Origin of the sequence: Hymenobacter terricola (genome assembly GCF_017921975.2) — a bacterium.
Taxonomy (GTDB): domain Bacteria; phylum Bacteroidota; class Bacteroidia; order Cytophagales; family Hymenobacteraceae; genus Hymenobacter; species Hymenobacter terricola.
Map to the genome: position 1 here is coordinate 197,656 of NZ_JAGEMO020000004.1, position 21,267 is coordinate 218,922.

Here is a 21,267-nt window from a genome sequence, read left to right on the forward strand (position 1 = left end):
ACTAGTGGGTAAGCTGTTGGAGGTTGATGGGCGTTACCTGGCCGTTGCGCACTTCCACGGCGCGGTCGGCGTACTCGGTCAGGCGGGGGTCGTGCGTGACCACGGCCACGGCTTTGCCGCCGCGGGCCAGGCCGCGCAGCTCCTCCATCACCGTGCCCACGCTGTCTTTGTCGAGCGAGGCCGTGGGCTCGTCGCAGAGCACCAGCCGGGGGTTAGTGACCAGCGCGCGGGCAATGGCGATGCGCTGCTGCTGGCCGCCCGAAAGCTGCTTGGGGAACTTGCGGCGGTGCTCGGTCATGTTCACCTTGGCCAGGGCCTCGGCGGTGCGGCGGTTCACTTCGGGCCGGGGCAGGCCGAGCATTTCCAGCGGGAAGGCCACGTTTTCCTGGGCATTGAGCGGGGCCAGCAGGTTGAACTGCTGGAACACGAAGCCGATGGTGTGCAGCCGCAGCGTTGCCATCTGGGTGGCCGACAGCGTGCTCACGTCGGCGCCCTCAATCAGGAGGCGGCCTTCCGTGGGCTCAATCAGGCAGCCGATGAGCGAGAGCAGCGTGGTTTTGCCCGAGCCCGACGGCCCGATGATGAGCAGCAGCTCGGCCTCGTTCACGTCCAAGGTTGTGCGGTCGAGCGCCGTCACCAGGCCGGCGGGCGTGGTATAAATCTTGTTGGCCTGGCGAAGCTGCGCGAGCATGGAGCGCTGGAATATAAAGAGTGGAAAATTAGGGCGGCAAGCGGCCCGGCGCTACGGGATTTTCAGCCGGCGCACCCGGCGCGAGTGGGCGTTGAAGCAGCCCAGCGCCCCGCCCGTGAAGTTGGAGATGGGGTTGGCGGGCGTGGAGCTGAACACGGGCCAGCGGTGAACGGGACGAAGGTATCGGCCCGTTTTGCCCGTGCTGCGCCTTTTTATAGCAACTCCCGAATATTTTCGACCAACCGGCCCGTTTCTTCTGCTTGCTTACCACCTGGTAGTCGCCCATCGGCAACCTTGCCAACCCCTGGAGCAAAAACTTTCCATCCGGCAGCCGGTGGGGTGTTTTGCAATCGTGTTCGGGTGCTGATGTCGGATTAGGTTTTTTGCCGCGTCTGCACTGGCCTTTCAAGTTAGCCTGGCTACCGCTTGCTCCACCCCGCCCGCTGGCCACGCCCACTGGACGCTGCGCCTGCTGGCCGAGCGCCTGGTCGAGTTCCAGGTGCTGCCCCAGACCAGTGCGGCGATAGTGGGACGGGTGCTAAAAAACATGAATTGCAGCCCTATAAACGGCAGATGTGGGTGATTCCTCCGGCGCAGAATGCGGCCTTCGTCCGCGCCACGGAGCAGGTGCTGGACGTGTACCAACAGCCCCATGACCCGGCCCGCCAGGGCGTGTGTCTGGACGAGTCCCCTAGGCAGTTGCTGCGCCAAAGGCGCCCCCCGCTGCGGCGGCCCAACGGCAGCACGCGCTACGACGGTGAGGACCACCGCCAGGGCGTGGCTCAGGTATACATGCGAGCCGCTGGCGGGCCGCAGCCGGGTCCAGATACGTGCCCGTGTAGCTGATGACCTGGCTGCTCATCAGAAACTGCCCGTAAAGCTGTGCCGTCACTCTTCTGGCTTTTTCTTTCAAGTTAACCCTTTTGTGTAAGTCCTGATAAAGCAAGACGTATGCGGACCCGAAAGTCACTTCCGATGCTTCAGAGGCTGCTGGCGGGAACCACTGCCAACGGTTTTACTTTGCACCCATGAAGTCGCTCTAAATTCCCAGCTACGCAGCCAAACAGAGATAAAATTGGGCCCGAGTCCATACTTCAACTCGTCGGACGTAAAAAGGCCGGTTCCCGACGACAGGAACCGGCCCTTACCAACCCATTTACCCTTAAAATACCGCCCCCGCTGCCACCTCGCGCCCGGCGTTCAGGTCCGCTTGCACGCTGTCCAGCTTGGCTTGAATCGTGCCCAGGGCTACCTTACCCAGCGGCAGGCGCAGCGGCGGATTGTCGCTGTTCACTACATCGAGAATGGCTTGCGCGGCTTTGGCCGGGTCGCCTTCCTGCTGGCCGTTCACCGTCCCCATGCGCTGGCGGAAGGCGCCGGCCGTGCCATCGTAGGCGGCCAGTTGCGCGGCGGCCAGGCGGAAGCTTCCCCCCGCGAAGCCCGTACGGAACGGCCCCGGCTGCACGACGGTGAGCCGGATGCCCAACGGCCCCACTTCCTGCGCCAGCGCCTCCGAAAAGCCTTCGAGGGCGAACTTACTGGCGTTGTACAGTCCGAAACCGGCAAAGGCTTTAAAGCCGCCGTGCGAAGAAATCTGCACGATGTGGCCCCGGCCCTGCGCCCGCATGAGCGGCAATGCCAATTGCGTGAGCCGCAGCGGGCCGAACACGTTGGCCTCGAAAAGGGCGCGGGCTTCGGCTTCGGAGGTTTCCTCCACGGCCCCGGCCAGGCCGTAGCCGGCGTTGTTCACCAGCACGTCGAGCCGGCCGATGTCGTGGGGGAGGCGGGCGAAGACTTTCTCGGCCCCGGCCGCGTCGGTCACGTCGAGCACTACGCCCAACGCGTCGGGCTGGTGGCGGTTGGTGAACCGGTCGGCCTGCGCCGCGTCGCGGAAGGTGCCGATGACGAAGTCGCCGTGGGCGATGACGGCTCCGGCCAGGGCGCGGCCCAGGCCGGACGACACGCCGGTGATGAGCCAGGTTTTTTGCGAAGAAGGCATAAGGGAAGCGTTTTGGTTCTGAGAAAACTAGGCGGCCGTCACTTCGGCAATGCGCTGGTGGGCGGCGGCCGTCGTGCGCTCCAGCGCGGCCGGGTCCACGCTCGTGCCTTCCACCGTCAAAAACTCCACCGACGTAATGCCCAGAAAGCCGAGCAGCTCTTCGAGGTAGGGCGCGACAAAATTGAAGCCCGTAAACGGCGAATCGTGGTAGACCAGGCCGGCGGCCACGGCCACGTAGGTGGGCCGGTCGGGCACGAGCCCGTGCAGGCCGGTTTCGTCGGCCGAGAACGTGCGGCCGATGCGGGCCACCTGGTCGATATAGGCCTTGAAAGCGGCGGGGATGGCAAAGTTGTAAACCGGCGTGCTGAGGAGCAGCACATCGGCCGCCAGCAGCTCGGCAATCAGCTCGTCCGACAGGGCCGTGGCCTGCGTGTGCTGCGGCGTGTGCTGGTCGGGGGCCGTGTAGAAGCCTTCGATAGTGAGGGCGTCGATTTGGGCGATGGGCGTCTGGGCCAGGTCGCGGACCATGACGCGGCCATCGGGGTGAGCTTGCTGCCAACTGGCTTGAAAATCGTCGGCCAGGCCACGGGAATGGGAGCCGGCCAGCCGGGCGCTGGCATCGATGCGAAGCAGGGTTTGGGACATGATTTGTTGCGTTAGGTGGTACGCCACAAAGGTCCCCCGGCCCCTGGCCCCCCGGTTAGGAGGCGTCCGACCTTCTCCGGTACGTTTCGGACATGACCCTGGCCGATGCGCCCGGCTTACTGCCCGCGTTCTTTGCCAGGGCCGATGCGTCACGCTTCGGCCGTGCTCCTTTTCCCGCCGTGTTATGTCTGATGAATTCTTTTTTACGGCCCTGCCCTTGGTGCCCACCCCGGCGCACACCCGCTTGCTGCGGCAGGTATTCACCACCGAAACCCTGGCCAAAGGCGAGCCCGTGCTGCGGGCCGGCCAGGTCTGCGACCGCCTGTATTTCGTGGAGCGCGGGCTGTTGCGGCACTATTTGTTGCACGAAGGCAAGGAAATCAACACGCACTTTGCCCTGCCCGGCACCTTCGCTACCGACTACGCCAGCCTGACCAGCGCCCTGCCCGCGCCGCTCACGCTCGAAGCCCTGGTGCCCACAACCCTGTGGACGGTGCGCCGGGCCGACATGCTGGCCCTCTACGCCCAGGTGCCGGAGCTGGAAGCCGTGGGCCGCCGCCTGCTGCTGCTGCTGCTGGCCCAGCAGCAGCAGCGCCTGGAAATCCTGCTGCGCGATTCGGCCGCCGCGCGCTGCCGCTACGTGCAGCAGCACCAGCCCGAGCGGCGGCAGGCCGTCCCGTTGCGCCAGCTGGCTTCCTACCTGGGCCTGAGCCGGGAAACGCTCAGCCGGGTGCGCGGAGCCCGATGAGCGCCCGCCATTATGTGCGAACTGTCACCGTTTTGGGGCGGGCCGCCCCCGCAACTTTGCAGCTCACCAATTCCGGCACCCCATGCTTTCGCCCGCCCACCTCGTCCAGGAATACATCGAGCTTATTTTGGAACCAGCAGCAGTTCGACCAGCTGCCGCGCCTGTTGCACCCCGCTTTTCAGGACCATTCGCTGCCGGCCGCCTTGCCCCCTACCGCGGCCGGGGTGCAGGCCTGGGTGCAAGGCACGAGCGCCGCTTTCACCCACCGCACCGTCATCGAGGCGCAGGTGACCGAGGGGGAGCAGTCGATGCTCAAAATCCGAATGCCCCTGACCCACACTGGCGACTGGCGCGGCATCCCGGCCACGGGCCGCACGGTCGAGGCGGTGGGCTACCGCTATTTCCGTTTGGAAAACGGCCAGATTCGGGAGCATTGGCCCCTGCTCGCCGGCAACGCCATCGAAAATCAACTGCGGGAGGCCGGGCACGGCTGCAAGATTCAGGCATAAGCCCGCGCCTACCCCGGCCGGTAGCGGGCCGCCATCGCCCGCTGGTAAGCCGCCGGGCTGAGGCCGGTTTCGGCCCGGAAGACGCGGGCGAAATACGACGGGTCCCCAAAGCGCAGCTGCGCGGCCACTTCGGCCACGGGCAGCTCCGTAAAGGCCAGCAGCCGCTTGGCCTCCAGCAAGGGGCGGGCCCGGATGACCTCGCCAGTCGTGCGGCCGCCGCTGACCTGTTTGCTGACCACGTTGAGGTGATGCGGCGTCACCGCCAGGCGGGCGGCGTAGTCGGCCGCCGTCAGGTGGTCCAGGTAGTGCGCGTCGAGCAGGGCCTTGAACTGCTTGTAGAGCACCACGTAGCGCCGGGCGGGCGCGGCGGCCCCGGCCCGGTGGTCCACGCACCGCTGAATCTGGGCCAGCAGTACCTGCAGCAAGCTTTGGCAGATGACGGCCGAACGGTCCGGGCGGCGGGCCTCGGCTTCCAGGGCGGCTATCGTCTGGCGCACCTCCCCAAAGGCTTCCTTGTCCAGCGGCAGCAGCGGGTTGGCGTAAATATTATCGAGAAAACTTAACTCAAACAGCCGGTCGCGGTCGGTGCCGCCCAGCAGAAAAAAGTCTTCCGTGAACATCACGCTGCCGCCGCCCAGGTGCTCGTATTCCTCGAACAAATGCAGCTGGCCCGGCGAAATGAAGAACAAGGTGCCGCACCGGACCTCGTACGCCACCCCGTCAATGGCCTGGCGGCTCAGGCCGGCATCGGTCCACAGCACTTCGTAGAAGGTGTGGCGGTGCGGGTCCTCCACGTCGGGCTCCACCATCTGCTCAAAACGCGTCACCTCGAACGCCGTGGGGTTATCCGGCTCGTTGAGAAAGTGGCCGATGCGGTACGTGGGGAACAGGTCGGGCATGGGGGGAATTAGCTCATTAAAATACCCTTCTGCAAAATCAGGGCTTTGCAGAAGGGGGCGCCAGGCAGGAAATGCGAGGCGGTTACAATCGGAAATGGGGGTTTTCAATCAAGCCCAGCACGTTGCCCAGCGGGTCCTGTACCGTGGCCGTTTTGATGCCGTCGCCCACCTCGGTAATGGGCGTGTCGGCACTTGCCCCCAGCGCCAGCGCGCGGGTGTGGGCGGCTGCAATGTCGGCTACTCCCCAATAGGTAACGGTGCTGCCCGCCGCCAGCGGGGCGTGGGGGTCGAGGCCCAGCTCGTAGCCGGCCACGTTAAAGCCCACGTAAAACGGCTGCTCGAAATAGGGCCCAAACCCTAACCACTCGCGGTACCAGGCGGTGGCCGCTGCCAGGTCGGGGGCGGCGTAAATGACGGTGCGCAAGCCCAGGACGACGGGTGCTTCTGCAAGGTTTGGGGCGGGGATGGGGTTGGAGTGGTTCATGGGGAAAGTTAAAAGAAGTAAACAACTGGCTCGGCAATGGCTGATAAACCGATACTTATGATTATAATCAGCCCGCATCGATGGCCTCCTGCAACCGCCGTTGCAGCCGGGCGCGGGCCTCACGGGTCAGCCCGACTCCTGCACCGGCGGCCGGCGGCCGGGCCAGGTCTTCCAGGTAGCGGCTTTGCCGGGCGTAGCGCCGACAGTATGCGCAGCGCACCAAGTGCGTCCACAAACGTAGCCGGTGCGGCCAGGGCAGCGCGTTATCCCGGGCTTGTTCGAGGTGAAGCGTAGCCGTATGGCAATCTTGTAAAAATCGAACCATCGGGGTTGCGTAAAGAAGGTGAACAGGCCGGGACAGCCCGCGGGGCTACTTCGGTGACTACCCGGCTAGACCGCGCCCCCGGCGATTCATTACGGCAAAAGTAGCAATTCTTGACTAGTCAATCAAGTTTATTACCTTTGCCCCGTTCACTGCTTTTCCTGATGGCTGGCCGATACAAAGAATTTGACGAAGACGCCGTGCTCGGCCAGGCCCTGGACCTGTTCTGGCAGAAGGGCTACGGCGCCACGTCCACCGATGAGCTGCTGGCGGCCATGCACCTCAACCGGGGTAGCCTTTACCACGCCTTCGGCAGCAAGCGGGGCGTGTACGAGCGGGCCGTGAGTGCCTACGCCCGCCGCAGCCTGGCCGAGCTGCGCGCCTATTTATGCGATGGTCCCGACCCGGCCGCCGCCATCCGGGGGCTGTTCCGCGACCTGGCTCGTCGCACCGACCCGGCCGACGTGGGGCGCGGGTGCTTCTTCGGCAACGCCCTGGCCGAGTTGAGCGTGGCCGAGCCGGAGTTGCAAGCGGTATCGGCGCGGATGCTGCGGGGCATCGAGGAGGTATTTGCCGACGCGGTGGCGCTGGCGCAGGGGGCCGGCACCCTTACCACCACGGTGCCCGCCCCGCACCTGGCCCGCCACCTACTCACCCTCTGGAACGGGTTGTACCTGACCCGCCGCTTATACCCCGGACAGGCGCTGGCGCCCGCAATTGAGCTGGGGCTAAGCGTGCTGACGTGATTTTTTTGACTTATTCTTGACTGACCTGTATAGTTTGAGCAGCTTTCTCGTCTGTCCGGCCAACACTGTGCCCTACACTCTTTTCTTCTCTTTCTCATGAACCCCACTACTCCCCCTTTCGCGGTTGCCCCAATCGCTGTTTCGCCCCCCGCCCGTTGGCCCTACTGGCTGGTCACGGGCCTGCTGGTCGTCTTTATCGGCCTCGGGGCCGTGCTCGATGTAGCCCAAACCCCGGATGCCGTGGCCTTCATCCGGCACCTGGGCTACCCGGTGTATTTCCTGCGCCTCATCGGCGGGTGGAAGTTGCTGGCGGTGGCGGCCCTGCTGCTGCCCCGCCGGCCCCACCTGAAAGAGTGGGCCTACGCGGGGTTGTTTTTCGACACGACCGGGGCCGTGTATTCCCACCTGGCTTCTGGCGACGGCCCGGCCAATTGGGGGCCAGCCTTCCTGGGCCTGGTGCTCACGCTGGGCTCCTACTACCTCTATCGCCGGCGTGCCTCCGCCGGAGCCACCGCCGTTCCAACCAGTTGCTTTTTTTAGCCACCACCTGATGCAAGACCACCCCCCTTCCGCGGGCCAAAGGCCCCTAGCCACTACTGACCTCACCCCGACGCCGCCATCCGAAACCATTCGCCCGGTCGTGCCCGCCGACCTGCCCGCCCTGCTGACCCTCACTGAAGCGGTGGGGTTGTTTACGCCCGAAGAGTTGGCCGGCATGCACGCGCAACTCACCAGGTATTTCGCGGGCACGGCCGACCCCGACGAGTATTGGATTGCCGACGACGACCACGGCCTGGCCGGTGTGGCTTACTACGCGCTGGAACGCATGACGGAGGGCACCTGGAACCTGTACTTCATCGGCGTGCACCCCCACCGCCGCCGCGAAGGCCGGGCGGCGGCCCTTTTGCGCTACGTGGAGGCCACCCTGGCGGCCCGTGGCGAGCGGCTACTGCTCATCGAAACGTCGGGCGATGCCGCCCAGGAGCCCGCCCGGGCCCTCTACCGCCGCGCCGGGTACGACGAGGAAGCCCGCATCCGCGAATTCTACGCGGCCGGCACCGACAAGCTGGTGTTTCGCAAAGCGCTGACTAATCAAGCAAAACCAGCGGAAACCGCCGCATTGAGGTAGGCCCGTAGCGCCCGCCGCACCCCGCTTTCATTTCCACTGTCCCATGCCTTTTTCTTTACGCCTCGGGCTGGCAGGTTGGCTGAGCGGCGCCTGCGTGAGCGCACACGGCCAGCAACCCGCTGGCCGAACCCGGTGCGGGTGGCCGCCCGGGTCGAGCAGGATATTTTTTTTGGGTTCGCGCCGTCCGTTTCCCTCAGCAAGACGCTGGATTCGCTGCGCGAGGTGTCCCTTTATGGCGTGTTCTACCCCAATCCGGCGTTTTTCGGCGTGGAAACGGGGTTACGTTTGGCTATACTTCGCCCGGCAAGGCGTGGACGCTGGTGCCGGGGCTGGGCGTGGTCAGCGGCAGCGTCTTTGTGGAGGGGCGGCCGTTTCTTGTCGGAGAAGGCTACTTCGGCTCGCTGGCCTTCCAGTATGAGCGGGAAAAGAGCTTTGCGCAGGGCTACGGCAGCTACTATGGGGGGCTGCAACGCCGCCGGCCCGATACCTATGACTTTGCCCTTTACTCGCTGCAAGCCAGCCGTGTGCTGACCCGAAAAACGCGCCTGGGCCTGGTGGCCGTGGGTGGACTGGCGCACGGCGACGGCGGCCACCGCACGTTTTTACGGGTGGGCATCAGCCGGTCGTTTTCCCGCACTCACCCACCGTTCGCTCAGCATTAATTCGCTGCGGCCTGGTATAAAACGGCCGAGCCGAAGGTTTTCTCCGTTTTGTTTACCAACACCCCCGCCTGGCCTTTTATTCGGCTAGCACCTCCAGTACGTGACTGGTGAGTTGGGTGGCATCGGGGTCGCTCAGCAGCACCCCCACTTTCATCAGGTAATCGCCGGAGTAGGTGTGGTCGTGCGCAGGCAGTGTGTCTTTCTGGCCGGGCATGAGGTTGATTTCCCGCACCAGATAGCGTTGGGCAGGATTCAGGCCCTGGAACCTGACGGGCAGCACCGGCTCGTGGAAGCGGGTGTGCAGGTTGTAGCTCAAGGCCACGGCGTGGCGCTGGGCTTCGTCCACGTACAGCAGCGCCACCTGGTTGCCCTCGTAGGGCGAGCGGAGGCGGAATACGTCGCCCTGCGCCAGGACGGGCGTCAGGCGCTTGTAGTTCTGTACCGCCTGCCGGCTGAAGGTCAGCTCGTCGACACTGAGTTTACTCACGTCCAGGTCGTAGCCGAGCTTGCCCATCAGGGCCACGTCGGTGCGGAATTTCAGGGTGTGCTGGCGGTTCCAGTTGGTGACGTGGCTGGCCAGGGTGTTGGAAGGAAAGAAGTTGAGGAAGCCCCACTGAATGAAGACCCGCTCGAACGCATCGGTATTATCCGAAGCCCAAAAATCGGTGAAGTACTTCAGCCCGCCGTAGTCGGCCCGGGCCCCGCCGCCGGAGCAGAGCATCATGGGTACGTGCGGATATTTGGACCGCATCCGGTCGAATACCTTGTACAGGCCCCGCACGTAGTCGATGTACAGGTGCGACTGGTCGCGGCCCAGGTAGGGCGAGTAGGCACTGGTCATCATGCGGTTGCAGTCCCACTTCACGTACGCTACGCCCTGGCTCAGCTGCTCATCGACCACCTGGAACACGAAATCCTGGACCTTGGGATTGGTCAGGTCGAGCACCAGCTGATTACGGGAGTAGTCCTCGGGCCGGTTGGGCAGGCGCAGAACCCAATCAGGGTGTTTTTCATAAAGCTCACTCTTTGGATTCACCATTTCCGGCTCCACCCAGATGCCGAATTTGATGCCGGCTTTCGTGGCCGTTTGCACGAGGTGGCCGAGGCCGTGGGGCAGCTTGGCGCGGTCAGGCTGCCAGTCGCCCAGGCCCACTTTGTCATTGTTGCGCGGGTACTTGTTGCCAAACCAGCCGTCGTCGAGCAGGAAGATTTGCGCGCCCAGCCGGGCCGCGTCGCCCATCAGCGAATCGAGCCGGCTTTCGGTGAAGGCGGTGAGCGTGGTTTCCCAGTTGTTGAGGAGCGTGGGACGGGGCGCGGTCCCGTCGAGCACGCCGTAGCGGCGGGCCCAGCGGTGCAGGTTGCGCGAGGCCGGGCCCTTGCCGGCGGGGCTGTACGTGAAGATGAACTCCGGCGTGACGAAAGGCTGATTGGCCGGCAGCGTGTAGGCCGAAGCAAAGGGATTGAGGCCCGGTAATACCCGGAGCGTGTTCAGGTTATCTACCTCGAAGGCCAGCCGGAAGCTGCCCGTCCAGGCCAGGGTGCCGGCCAGGACTTCGCCGCTGGTTTCGGTAGCGGGCTTGTCGAGGGCCAGGAAGAACGAGGGCGTCTGGTACCAGCCGGCACGGGTGCCCCCCAGCTTGGAGTCGATGACTTTGAGGCCGCTGGTGAGCTCCCCTTCCACTTCTTTGGCCTCCGAGGCCCAGTCGCCGTGCAGCTGCGTCAGCCAGTAGTGCGGGGCGTGCAGGCGCAGCATGGCCGAGGCGTAATTGGTGAGCACCACCGGCTTCTTCTCGCGGTGCGTGATTTCCATCCACGTTTTGATGACGTCCTCTTTTTGGTAGGCCGCGAAGTGCAGCCGCACGTCCACGGGGTAGGCCGGGTCGCGCAGGTGCACGGTGGTCGTGATGAGGTCGTCGCCGGTTTGGCTGGTCTGCACCTCGGCAAATACCAGCGCCAGCGAGGGGTTTCCATCAGCGTGGACCATCCCAATAGCGGGCTCGAACAGGTTATCGGTGCCGGCCGGCACGTAGGCTTCACCGGGTGCGGGCATGTAGGCATCGAACGGGCCGGGTTGGGGCAATGATTGCCGGTCGGCCGCCGTCAGCTTCGGGCCGAGGTAGGTTTGGTAGAGCTTCTGGTTGGTACCCACGGTCAGCACCAGGCTCACGTGCTCGGTTTCGATGGCAATGGGGGGCGGGATGGCCTGCGCCCCGGCCGGCACGAAACGACTGAGCAGCAGCAGGCAGCAGAGAAAACGGAGCATCATAAGAAGTCAGGCGGCACGGTATGCCTTGAAAATGGTTGATTTTCACCCTCGGCCGCGCTAGGCCTTGGTTTTGATGAATTCCCGCCAGATGGAAATGGGCACGATGGCCGTCCAGCCGCAGAAATCGGGCTTGGCGGGGTGGCCGTAGCTGGCAAACTCCGGCGCGTAGTTTTCCCAGAGCGTGCCCGTGTGCTCGAAGACCTCGGCCACCGCGCCGTAGAAACGCTGGGCCAGGATGCGGGCCAGCTCGGCTTTGCCCACGAGCTTGAGCCCGCGCAGCACCATGTAGGTGGTCGGGGCCCACACCCCGCCCTGCCAGTACGCGCCGTAGCCCCGGTATTCGGGCTCGTCGGCGGCCATCGAGGGCACGGGCACGGGCCGGCCAAACTTCTTGGGGTCGGTGAGGGGGGCGATGAAGCGGTCGAGGCGGTCGGCGGGCACGCACTCAGCTAGCAAGGCCCAGTACATGCCCACGTGGAAGCGCCGGATGGGCTTGCCGTAGCCCAGGTCGAAGTAGAAGCCGTCGGCCTCGCTCCAGCAGTGCTTATTGATAGCCGCTTTGAGGGCGGCGTGGGCCTGCTCGTGGGCGGGCACGTCGGCGGCGTGGTCGGTGAGTTGGGCAATGCGCTTCAGGTTCAGGGCGAAAAACGCCATCTGGGCCGAAAGGTCGACCAGCCGGCCCTGGATGTTCCACTTGGCGTCGAGGCCGTTATATTGAAACAGCTCCGGATACAGGTGCTTGGCGGGCAGTCCCTTGCCGTCGTCCTTCCAGCCCGGCGGGTAGCGCGGCACGTTGTCCATGCCCATGCCCAGCGTGTCGCCGAAGTACAGGCCATCCTCGCCCCGGTAGGTCTTCTGCAAATACTCGAAGTGGCGCTTCAGGGGCTCGTACACCCGGCGCAGGCGCTCCACGTTGGGCTGTTGGCTGTGCAGCTCCAGCTCAGCAAAGGCCAGCAGGGGCGGGTTGATGCTCACCGGTTGGTTCTTTTCCCAGAAGGGGATGCCGTTTTCCGTGTATTGGCGGCCGATGTAGCCGTCGGCATCCTCCACGCGGTAGAAGTTGTCGAGGGCCTGGGCGATGGGTAACTCCTGCTGGTGGTACTTGGCGTAGCACGTCATGAAGCAGGTATCCCAGTAAAAGATATCGGGCGAAAAAGCTTCGTCCAGGTAGGGCTTTTTAAAAAAGGGCTCCTTCTCGCCGCCCCGAATCTTGGTTTTGGCGATGGTCAGGGCCTTCTCATACATCCGCTTGGACAGCTCGGGCGATACGACGAAGGGCTTGGGGCCAGCGGCGGCTTCGGCGGCGGCAGCTTCGGTGGCGGCAGGCGTCGCCGAAGCGACATCGAGCGGAGCAATGAGGGCGGCGAGGCCGGCGGCCCCGGCGCTTTTGAGAAAAGTGCGGCGGTGAAACATATTGGGAGGTTATGGGGTGATTTGCGTTTCAGGCAGTGGTATTCGGCGCGGCCGGTGGGACCTCACAAGGCCCCTGCTGGGCGGGGTCGGTGGTGAGGAAGCTGTTCAGAAAGTCAACACGACGTGCTTTTTTAGTGCGATTTCTCAGGCGCGACTATTTACTTCACCCCCACCGTGATGCCCGGCCAGGTATCGGTGCGGAAGGGCGCGGCGGGCAAGCCGTCCTTATTAGAGAGGTTGCCAGTGGGGTTGTTGGCCCAGTCGTAGCGCACGGCCACCGGGGATTTCACCTCGTCGCTCTGCACCACCACCTCATTGCCGAACAGTTGCGCCGTGGCCCAGTGAAATTTCTGGTCGGCCCCCGCCACGGCGAATCCTTGCAGCGGAGTGCCGTTTTTCACAATCAATCCCCCGCCAACGTGGTCGAACTTCAGCCGGATAGTGCTGCCCTGCGCGGCCATGCGCTGGTAGGTGGGGCCGCTGTAGACCAGCGACTTCTCGCCGTACACCTCGTGGCGGGCGGCCAGGGCCAGGCGGCGGCCCACTTCCTGCTTGTTGTGGGGATGAATGTCGTCGGCCTCGCCGATGTCGATGGTTGTGGCCATGCCGGTGCGGGACAGGGCCAGCGCCTGGGCCTGGGCTTCGCGCAGCTCGGCCCAGGTGGAAGGCCCCGGCTGCGGCGCGGCCGCCTGGAAGTTGGCCAGCTGCACGAACAGGAAGGGCAGTTCGGGCGTGCCCCAGTGCTTGCGCCAGTCAGTAATCAGGGCCGGAAACAGGGTGCGGTACTGCTCGGCGCGGCCCGTGTTGTTTTCGCCCTGGTACCAGATGATGCCTTTGAGCGCGAAGGGAATGACCGGGGCCACCATGCCGTTGAACAGCACCGTGGGCGTGTTCTGCGGCCCGCCGGGGAAAGGGGAAACCGGCCAGTCTTTGGGGTCGAGGCCGACCTGGTAGTGCCACGCGCCCGCCAGCGGCACGGTGAGGCTGGCCCCCGTCAGGCTCAGCTTGGCGGGCTCGCCCGAGATGCCGCCGTTGCTGCCCAGGTCCACGGCGCGCACGATGACCACGTTGCGGCCGGCCCGCACCAGCGCGGCCGGCACGGCGTAGCGGCGCTCCTTGTTGTAGCCCTCGGTGCTGCCCACGTTCACGCCATTGAACCAGGTGCTGTCGGTGTCGTTTACCGTGCCCAGCGCCAAGGTAAGCGGCTGACCGGCGGCCGTCGCCGGCAGGTCGATTTCTTTGCGAAACCACACCACGCCGTCGTAGGTCTTCAGGGCGGGAATGGTTTCCCAGAAGCCGGGCAGGGTCATCTCGGGCCAGGCGCGGGCATCGAAGTCGGCCGCCGACCAGGGCTTGCCGCCGGGCGGGTAGCCTTTGTCGAATTGCTGGGAGTTGAGCGCGGCCCGCTGGCGCTGGCGAAAGGCCTGGTCGTCATCGGTGAGGCGGGTGGTACGCTGGGCGATGTCGGCCGCGCGGGCCTGGAAATCGGGTAAGGAGCGCAGGCCCTCGGCGCTGGTCCAGGCCTCGGCCGAGGTGCCGCCCCAGCTGCTGCAAATCAGGCCGATGGGCACCTGGTAGCGCTGCACTAAATCGCGCCCAAAAAAGTACGCCACCGCCGAAAAGCCCGCCACCGTGGCCGGGCTGCACACCAGCCAGCCCTTGGTGGTGACGTCGGGCTCGGGGTGGTAGGCCATCACCTGGGCCACGGTGAGGCAGCGCAGCTGAGGGAAGTTGGCGGCGGCAATTTCCTGGTCGGCATTGGCGACAGGCTGGAAGTAGCCGGTGGGGCCGGCTTTCACCTGCATCTCCATGTTGGATTGCCCGGCGGCCAGCCACACGTCGCCCACCAGCACGTCGTCCAGCACCAGCGTATTCTGACCTTTGACAGTCAGCACGTAAGGCCCGCCGGCCGGGGTGGCCGGCAGCGTGGCCTGCCAGCACCCGGCTGCATCGGGGGGCGTGGCGGCGTAGGTTTTGTTCCGGAACGTGATGCTGACTTTTTCGCCCGGCGCGGCCCAGCCCCAGATGGGCAGGGGCTTGTCGCGCTGCAACACCATGTGGCTGCCCACCAGAGCGGGCAGGCGCACGGTGGCCTGGGCGGCTGGAGTCAGCGCCAGCCCGAATAGCAGCCCCACCAGGCTGCCCAGAATGTGACGATGCATAAGCACGAGGCGCAGCAGGCCGTGCTGCTGAATTTCATGAAGCGTTTCCGCAGTTTCCGAGGAGGCTAAAGCCGGCTTTTCGCTTCGCTGAAAAACCGGCCGAGGCTCCTCGTTAAACCCGACGGAAACCGGCCGCTGGTCATGCGGCACCTGCCTGGCTGGGCTGCCTGCTGGCGCAGGGTGAGCGGCGTTGAGTTTAGGGTTCATGGCCTACTGATTTAACAATTGATTCAATAGCTGCTGGCGCTGCTGGCACTGGCCAGCATTATTCCAGCGTAAAATCGGCGGCCTGCACATCGCGCGAGTTGCCGCCCACGAAGACCTGAAAAGCCCCCGGCTCGGCCACGAACTGCAGGTCGTCGTTGTAGAATTTTAGGTCATCCACCGACAGCCGGAACGTGAGCGTCTTGCGCTCGCCGCGCTTCAGCAGCACTTTCTGGAAGCCCTTCAGCTCCTTCACAGGGCGCGAAATCGAGCCCACCAGGTCGCGGAGGTAGAGCTGGGCCACTTCTTCGCCGTCGGCATTGCCGGTGTTTTGCACGGTTACGGTTACCGTCAGGGTTTCGGCGGGGCCGATGGTGGCTTTGCTGAGCGTGGGCTTGCCGTAAGTGAAGGTGGTGTAGCTCAGGCCGAACCCAAAGGGATAGAGCGGCGCGTTGGGCACGTCGAGGTAGCTGGACTTATACTTGTCGTTCTGGTCGCCGAGGGCGGGGCGGCCGGTGTTTTTGTGGCTGTAGTAAATCGGCACCTGGCCCAGCACGCGGGGGAAAGTCATCGTGATTTTGCCGGCCGGGTTGTAGGCCCCGAACAGCACGTCGGCAATGGCATTACCGCCCTGGCTGCCAGCAAACCATGTTTCCAGGATGGCGTCGGCGTTTTCGTCCTCCCAGGTCAGGGTCAGCGGGCGGCCGTTCATCAGCACGAGCACAAGGGGCTTACCGGTCGCTTTCAGGGCCTTGAGCAGCGCCAATTGCCGGCCGGGCAGGCCGATATCGGCCCGGCTGGTGGCCTCGCCGGTCATGCCCGCCGACTCGCCCACAGCGGCCACGATGACATCGGCCTGGCTGGCCACCTGCACGGCTTCGCGGATTAATTCCTCGGCGGGGCGGACATCAAAGGTGAGCTCGCCGCCGGCGTTGAGCTGGTCGAACAGGCGGCGGTCGGCGGTCAGGTTGGCCCCCTGGGCGTACATGAGCTTCACGGCGCTGCCGGCCACGTTGCGCAGGCCCTGTTCCAGCGAAACGGCCTGCTGCCAGTCGCCGGCGGCTTTCCAGCTGCCCAGCATATCGCGCTGGCTGCGGGCCAGGGGGCCAATCAGGGCAATGGTGCCGGCTTTTCTCAGGGGCAGGGTTTGACGCTCGTTTTTGAGCAGCACCAGACTGCGGCGGGCAATATCGCGGCTGGCGGCTACGAACTCCGGCCGGCCCATGGTTTGGTGGGCGCGCTTGTCTGAAATGCCCCGGTACGGGTCCCGGAATAAGCCCAGCCGGTACTTGGCTTCCAGCATGCGCCGGCAGGCCTGGTCGATTTCGGCTGGCGAAACCAGTCCTTTTTTCAGGTTATCGGCCAGGTATTTTAGAAAGGCCTCGCCCACCATGTCCATGTCGACGCCGGCCCGGAGGGCGAGCGTGGCCGCGCGTTGCTCGTCGCCCAGCCCGTGCGCAGTCAGCTCGTTCACCGCGTTGTAATCGGTGGCCACGAAGCCCCGGAAGCTCCATTGCCGGCGCAGCAAGTCGGTCAGCAGCCAGCGGTTGGCGGTGGCGGGAATGCCGTTGATATCGTTGAAGGAGGACATGACCGAGCCCGCGCCCGCCTCGATGGCGGCTTTGTAGGGCGGCAGGTACTCGTTGTACATGCGCTGGCGGCTCATGTCCACGGTGTTGTAATCGCGGCCAGCCTCGGCAGCGCCGTAGAGGGCGAAGTGCTTGACGCAGGCCATCACGGTGTTCGGTTGGGCCAAATCGTTATCCGGGCCCTGGTAGCCGCGCACCATGGCTGCGGCCACGCACGAGCCAAGGTAGGGGTCTTCGCCGGCGCCTTCCACCACGCGGCCCCAGCGCGGGTCACGGGCAATGTCGACCATGGGCGAGAACACCCAGTGCAGGCCGTCGGCCGAGGCTTCCTCGGCGGCGATGCGGGCGCTTTGCTCCACGGCCTGCATATCCCAGGTGGCGGCCAGGCCCAGCGGCATGGGAAACATGGTGCGGTGCCCGTGCACCACGTCGAAACCCAGCAGCAGGGGGATTTTCAGGCGGGTGGCTTTCAGGGCCTGCTCCTGTAGCTGGCGGGCCGCGGCGGGCGTGTAGGTATTGAACACACCGCCCACGTTGCCCCGGCGGATGTTGGCATCCACATCTTTGCTCACCACCGGCCCCGTTACGTCAAAGCCCACGGCCAAGAGGTTCAGCTGGCCGATTTTCTCTTCCAGCGTCATCCGGCCCATCAGTTCATCGACGAAGGCCTGCATTTTGGGGTCCTCGCGGTGGGTAAGTGCGCGTGGGTCGCTGGGCTGGGCGCACAGTGGCGCGGCCAGCTGCAGCGCTCCGGCCAACAAGAAAACGACGCGGTAAAACCTGTTCATGGAGTGAAAAAAATCAGTTTTGGGCTAAGTCAGCAAGCTAACAGCACGTCATGCCGGGCGCAATGAAGCAGAAGCTACTTTACCGCCACCTGGGCCACCGGCTTGTCGGCGTAGAAGTAGGCTTCCTCCAGCTTGCAGGGGTGGTCGGGGCTGGGGTTGAGCAGCTTGAGGCGTACGGTGTGGTGGCCTTTGGGCAGCTGGTATTTCCAGGCCAAATCGTAGCGGCGGGTGGTGAAGGCGCAGGGCAGGGCCACGGTTTCGGGGGCCTGGTTGTCGAGGGTCACCTGCAGTTGCAGCACGTAGTCGGACTGCGCCTCGTACTTGGCCGTTTCACCCCGCAGCACGTAGCCAATGCCATCAAAATCAAAGGTATACTCGTCGGTTAGCGGCTTGTTGATGGCCAGCCTGGCGACCGGGTAGTGGCCCGCGAAATTCTCCTCGAACTTCACCGGCGTGGGCTCTTGCAGCCGGATGGTCACCTGCTCGCCCTCCACCTTGCCGCCGTTGCGGCGCACCATTTCCAGGGCGTGCTTCAGGCCCACGGCGTACACTTTGCTGAGCGAGGTGGTGGTGTATTTGAAGTCGATGCCCTCGGCTTCAGCCAGGCCCTGCTTCCAGTAGGCCGGCAGCTTGTCGTAGCCCAGAATGGTGCCCAGGATGCCGCCGGCCGACGACGGGTTGCAGTCGGCGTCCTGCCCGCAGCGGGTGGCAATGTTGAGCGTTTTGCCGAAGTCGCCGCCGCCGTAGAGCAGGCCAATCACCACGTAGGCCGAGTTCACGGTGGCGTCGATGTCGTAGGGCCGGAACACGCCATCGGGGCAGCCCACGTCCTGGGTCCACTTTTTCTGCACCTCAAACCAGGTCTGCTGCCAGTCGGTGGGGTACTGCTGGTGCCAGCGAATCACGTCGCTGATGCACTGGTGGTAGTTGCTTTGGGCGGGGATGGTTTTCAGGCCCTCCCGCACGATGTAGGGAATGTCGTCGGAAGTGAAGGCCAGCGTGTAGAGGGCGCCCAGGTACACGCCGCCGTAGTAGCCGTCGCCGGAGTTCATGATGTGCCCGATTTTGTCGCTGATGGCCGAGGCCGCGTTGGGCATTCCGGGCGACATCAGGCCCGCGAAGTCGGCCTCAATCTGGTAGTCGATGCAGTCGGCGTGCGGGTTGTTGAGCCACTGCCCCGACTGTGGCGGCTGGATGCCGTGCAGGATGTTGTAGCGCCCGGCCTGGTTGGCGTGCCAGAGCGAGTAGCCGGCGTTGGCATACGCCTTGGCGAAGGAGCCGACGGGCGCGTCGAGGCCCTCCTTCTCAAACACTTCCACGAACGTGAGGTCCATGTAAATGTCGTCGTAGAGGCCCGCGTCCTTTGTCATCGTCTTCTTCAGGTACCCGTCGTACCACGGAATGGGCTGGTAGTCCTGAATGATGGTGCCGTTGTACTTGAACTCCATCGGCCCGCCGTAGGTCACGCCGATGGTCTGGCCGGCCCAGCCGCCCTTGATTTTGTTCTGGAGCGCCGTCTTGGTTAGGGTCAGGGTTTTGGCCGGGCTGGTGGTCGGCGCGGATTTTTTGGGCGGGGCTTGGGCGTAGGAAGCCGGGGCCGCACAGGCGAGTACACAGAGCAGGCTGGCGGCTTGAATCAGGTGTTTTTTCATGAGAGCAGGGTTAATGAGAGGATGGCGCACGCGGGGGACCTCACCCCCTAACCCCCTCTCCCGCAGAGAGGGGGCACCGGTTATGCTGCTACTTTGAAGTCGTCTGGCTCCCCTCTCCGCGGGAGAGGGGCCGGGGGTGAGGTTAAGCGGGCCGGCACCTAGCGGGCCGCGATGATGAGCACCAGCCCCGCGAGATAGCAGGCCAGCATCCCGTTCAGAATCAGGGGCGTGCCCTTGGGCGCGTTCCGGAATTCCTTCCAGATAACGATGCCCCAGATGGCCGCCACCACGGTAGCGCCCTGGCCCAGCCCGTAGGAAATGGCCGGCCCGGCCTTGCCCGACGCGATGATGCTGAAGGCCATGCCCACGCACCAGATGGCCCCGCCCAGCACGCCCATCAGGTGGCTGCGGGCACTGCCCCGGAAGTAGTCGGCGTAGCTGACGGCCTCGCCGCTGAACGGCCGCCGCATGAGTAGGGTGTTGAACAGGAAGTTGCTGAGCAGCACGCCCCCGGCGAAGCAGAACACGGCCGAGTACGGGCTGAGCTTGCCGGCCAGCGGCACGTTGAAATCCGGAAACATGGACGCCGCCACGTACTTGTAGAAGAAGCCCATCAGCAGGCCCGCCACCACGGCCAGCACCAGCCCCCGGCTCGATACTTTTTGCGCCTTCGCAGCTGCCCGCCGGTACGCAAAGGCATTCAGCAAAATGGCCACCACCACCAGCCCCACGCCCAGAAACAGCCGCCCGGAATTGCCCAAGGGGTTGCCCCAGTAATTGACCAGCACGCCCCACACCAGCGCAATACCGATGCCCACCGGAAACGCCACCGACATGCCCGCAATGGCAATGGCAGCCACCAGCAGGATGTTGGCCGCGTTAAAAATGATGCCGCCCAGCACGGCCGAGCCCACGGCCGCCATGTCCGCCTGCCGCAGGTCGGCCAGAAAGCCCCGGCCGGCCTCGCCGGTGCTGCCCAGCGTCAGGCCGAAAAGCAGCGCCGTGAGCACGATGCCCAGCACGTAGTCCCAGTAAAACAGCTCGAAGCGCCACTGCTGCGTGGCCAGCTTCTGGGTGTTGGCCCAGGAGCCCCAGCACAGCATCGTGACCAGGCAGAACAGCACGGCCGTAGCATAGGAATGGATGACAAACATAGGGCAGGATTGTAGTGGCGGATGGATAAGAAAAAGGAAAGAGCACGGTCATGCTGAGCTTGTCGAAGCATCTCTACCGCAGCAGTAATTCAATTGACTCAACGAAGCGGTAGAGATGCCTCGACAAGCTCAGCATGACGGCCTTTTCAGCCGGGCACGCTCTGCGGCAGCTCGTGCCGGTACGGCGCCGAGGCCTGCGCCCCGAGGCGGGTGACCGAAATGGCGGCCGCCTGATTGGCGAAGGCCACGGCGGCGGGCAGGGCCTCTCCTTCCGCCAGGGCCACGGCCAGCGCCCCGTTGAAGACGTCGCCGGCGGCCGTGGTGTCCACCGGCTGCGTGCGCGCAGTGGGGAGCTGCTGCGCCTCGGCGGGCGTGCGCAGAAAAGCACCCTCCCCGCCCAGCGTGATGACCACGTTTTGAACGCCCTTGGCCAGCAGGGCCTGGGCCGCCGCTTCCAGCGAGTCGGCATCGGTAATGGCAATGCTGGTCAGGATTTCGGCCTCCGATTCATTGGGCGTGATAAGGTAGAGCTGCCGGAGCAGCTCATCGGGCAGAGCCTGGGCCGGAGCCGGATTCAGAATAATGCGCTTGCCTAAGCCAGCCGCGGTGCGGGCCGCCGCCAGCACGGTGGGCAGCGGAATTTCCAGCTGCATCAGCACCAGCTCACATTCGGCAAACGGCTGGCTGGCGCCGGCCAGGTCGGCGGCCGAGAGGGTGCCGTTGGCCCCGGGAGCCACCACAATGCTGTTTTCGCCGTGCTCATCCACCGTTATCAGCGCCACGCCGGAGGGGTGGTCGGGGTCAGACAGGATGTAGTCGGTGGCAATGCCTTCGTGCAGCAGCTGCGCCCGGCCCTGGTCGCCAAAGAGGTCGGTGCCGAACTTGGTGATGAACGTGACCTGCCCGCCCAGCCGGGCCGCAGCCACCGCCTGGTTAGCCCCTTTGCCGCCGGGGTTTATCAGAAACTGCTCCCCCAGCACCGTTTCCCCCGGCCGCGGGAAGTACCTGGTGGTGATGACCATGTCGGTATTGGCGCTGCCGATAACTAAAATGTTGCGGTTCATAAGCTGGGGAAAACAGGGTTGGGAAAGATTTTACAGTTTGCCTAAGCAGGCCGTCATGCCGAGCGCAGCCGTGGCATCTTGCTCGCATCGTTGTAACGATTGAGTCACTACCGCACACGATATGCCTCGGCTACGCTCGGC

The 21,267-nt window shown here is 64.7% G+C and carries 20 protein-coding genes; 7 read left to right on the forward strand and 13 right to left on the reverse strand.

The genetic code is table 11. The annotated features are described in order from the left end of the window. Window position 1 precedes the first annotated feature (1 nt). The gene (locus tag J4G38_RS05925) at window positions 2-691 is read right to left on the reverse strand and encodes an ABC transporter ATP-binding protein (protein WP_210516040.1); all 690 of its coding nucleotides are present in this window, start codon (window positions 689-691) and stop codon (window positions 2-4) included. A gap of 552 nt (window positions 692-1,243) precedes the next feature. Between J4G38_RS05925 and J4G38_RS05930 the strand changes: the two genes are divergently transcribed. Further along, window positions 1,244-1,537: a hypothetical protein gene (locus J4G38_RS05930; protein ID WP_210516039.1), complete on the forward strand. Its 294-nt coding sequence runs from the start codon at window positions 1,244-1,246 to the stop codon at window positions 1,535-1,537. A gap of 316 nt (window positions 1,538-1,853) precedes the next feature. Here the strand turns inward: J4G38_RS05930 and J4G38_RS05935 are convergent, their stop codons facing one another. Together J4G38_RS05935 and J4G38_RS05940 are read right to left on the reverse strand one after the other, a co-directional pair. Continuing rightward, window positions 1,854-2,690, reverse strand: coding sequence for an oxidoreductase (locus tag J4G38_RS05935; RefSeq protein WP_210516038.1), 837 nt, complete (start codon window positions 2,688-2,690; stop codon window positions 1,854-1,856). A gap of 27 nt (window positions 2,691-2,717) precedes the next feature. After that, window positions 2,718-3,335: an FMN-dependent NADH-azoreductase gene (locus J4G38_RS05940; RefSeq protein ID WP_210516037.1), complete on the reverse strand. Its 618-nt coding sequence runs from the start codon at window positions 3,333-3,335 to the stop codon at window positions 2,718-2,720. 184 nt (window positions 3,336-3,519) lie between these two features. Between J4G38_RS05940 and J4G38_RS05945 the strand changes: the two genes are divergently transcribed. Then, window positions 3,520-4,083, forward strand: a complete 564-nt coding sequence (locus J4G38_RS05945) for a Crp/Fnr family transcriptional regulator (protein WP_210516036.1) — start codon at window positions 3,520-3,522, stop codon at window positions 4,081-4,083. Window positions 4,084-4,097: 14 nt separating this feature from the next. Next, the gene (locus J4G38_RS05950) at window positions 4,098-4,592 is read left to right on the forward strand and encodes an ester cyclase (protein ID WP_210516035.1); all 495 of its coding nucleotides are present in this window, start codon (window positions 4,098-4,100) and stop codon (window positions 4,590-4,592) included. Between the two features lie 8 nt (window positions 4,593-4,600). Here the strand turns inward: J4G38_RS05950 and J4G38_RS05955 are convergent, their stop codons facing one another. The 3 genes from J4G38_RS05955 to J4G38_RS05965 all read right to left on the reverse strand — a co-directional run bounded on the left by J4G38_RS05955 (window position 4,601) and on the right by J4G38_RS05965 (window position 6,300). After that, window positions 4,601-5,491 carry a helix-turn-helix transcriptional regulator gene (locus J4G38_RS05955; RefSeq protein ID WP_210516034.1) on the reverse strand — a complete coding sequence of 297 codons (891 nt, stop codon included), beginning with the start codon at window positions 5,489-5,491 and terminating at the stop codon, window positions 4,601-4,603. An 82-nt stretch (window positions 5,492-5,573) separates the two neighbouring features. Further along, window positions 5,574-5,975: a VOC family protein gene (locus J4G38_RS05960; protein ID WP_210516032.1), complete on the reverse strand. Its 402-nt coding sequence runs from the start codon at window positions 5,973-5,975 to the stop codon at window positions 5,574-5,576. A 67-nt stretch (window positions 5,976-6,042) separates the two neighbouring features. Beyond that, on the reverse strand, window positions 6,043-6,300 hold the full coding sequence (locus tag J4G38_RS05965; RefSeq protein ID WP_210516030.1) for a hypothetical protein: 258 nt from the start codon (window positions 6,298-6,300) through the stop codon (window positions 6,043-6,045). 161 nt (window positions 6,301-6,461) lie between these two features. Between J4G38_RS05965 and J4G38_RS05970 the strand changes: the two genes are divergently transcribed. The 4 genes from J4G38_RS05970 (at window position 6,462) to J4G38_RS05985 (ending at window position 8,834) form a co-directional block, all read left to right on the forward strand. Next, window positions 6,462-7,043 carry a TetR/AcrR family transcriptional regulator gene (locus J4G38_RS05970; RefSeq protein ID WP_210516029.1) on the forward strand — a complete coding sequence of 194 codons (582 nt, stop codon included), beginning with the start codon at window positions 6,462-6,464 and terminating at the stop codon, window positions 7,041-7,043. Window positions 7,044-7,139: 96 nt separating this feature from the next. Continuing rightward, complete coding sequence (locus J4G38_RS05975) at window positions 7,140-7,583, forward strand: DoxX family protein (protein ID WP_210516028.1); 444 nt, start codon at window positions 7,140-7,142, stop codon at window positions 7,581-7,583. Between the two features lie 10 nt (window positions 7,584-7,593). Continuing rightward, window positions 7,594-8,172 carry a GNAT family N-acetyltransferase gene (locus J4G38_RS05980; protein WP_210516027.1) on the forward strand — a complete coding sequence of 193 codons (579 nt, stop codon included), beginning with the start codon at window positions 7,594-7,596 and terminating at the stop codon, window positions 8,170-8,172. A 320-nt stretch (window positions 8,173-8,492) separates the two neighbouring features. After that, on the forward strand, window positions 8,493-8,834 hold the full coding sequence (locus J4G38_RS05985) for a hypothetical protein (RefSeq protein WP_210516026.1): 342 nt from the start codon (window positions 8,493-8,495) through the stop codon (window positions 8,832-8,834). A gap of 76 nt (window positions 8,835-8,910) precedes the next feature. Here J4G38_RS05985 and J4G38_RS05990 read toward each other — a convergent pair whose 3' ends face one another. The 7 genes from J4G38_RS05990 to rbsK form a co-directional block, all read right to left on the reverse strand. Then, window positions 8,911-11,100, reverse strand: a complete 2,190-nt coding sequence (locus tag J4G38_RS05990) for an alpha-galactosidase (RefSeq protein ID WP_210516025.1) — start codon at window positions 11,098-11,100, stop codon at window positions 8,911-8,913. 57 nt (window positions 11,101-11,157) lie between these two features. Further along, window positions 11,158-12,513, reverse strand: a complete 1,356-nt coding sequence (locus J4G38_RS05995) for an MGH1-like glycoside hydrolase domain-containing protein (protein WP_210516024.1) — start codon at window positions 12,511-12,513, stop codon at window positions 11,158-11,160. 158 nt (window positions 12,514-12,671) lie between these two features. Further along, complete coding sequence (locus J4G38_RS06000) at window positions 12,672-14,675, reverse strand: sialate O-acetylesterase (RefSeq protein WP_210516022.1); 2,004 nt, start codon at window positions 14,673-14,675, stop codon at window positions 12,672-12,674. 265 nt (window positions 14,676-14,940) lie between these two features. After that, entirely contained in the window at window positions 14,941-17,256 is a 2,316-nt protein-coding gene (bglX, locus tag J4G38_RS06005) for a beta-glucosidase BglX (protein WP_210516020.1), read from the reverse strand. Between the two features lie 74 nt (window positions 17,257-17,330). After that, entirely contained in the window at window positions 17,331-18,908 is a 1,578-nt protein-coding gene (locus J4G38_RS06010) for an ADP-ribosylglycohydrolase family protein (RefSeq protein WP_210516018.1), read from the reverse strand. Between the two features lie 158 nt (window positions 18,909-19,066). Continuing rightward, window positions 19,067-20,062: a GRP family sugar transporter gene (locus J4G38_RS06015; RefSeq protein ID WP_210516016.1), complete on the reverse strand. Its 996-nt coding sequence runs from the start codon at window positions 20,060-20,062 to the stop codon at window positions 19,067-19,069. Between the two features lie 146 nt (window positions 20,063-20,208). After that, window positions 20,209-21,126, reverse strand: a complete 918-nt coding sequence (gene rbsK / locus J4G38_RS06020) for a ribokinase (protein WP_210516014.1) — start codon at window positions 21,124-21,126, stop codon at window positions 20,209-20,211. Window positions 21,127-21,267 lie beyond the last annotated feature (141 nt).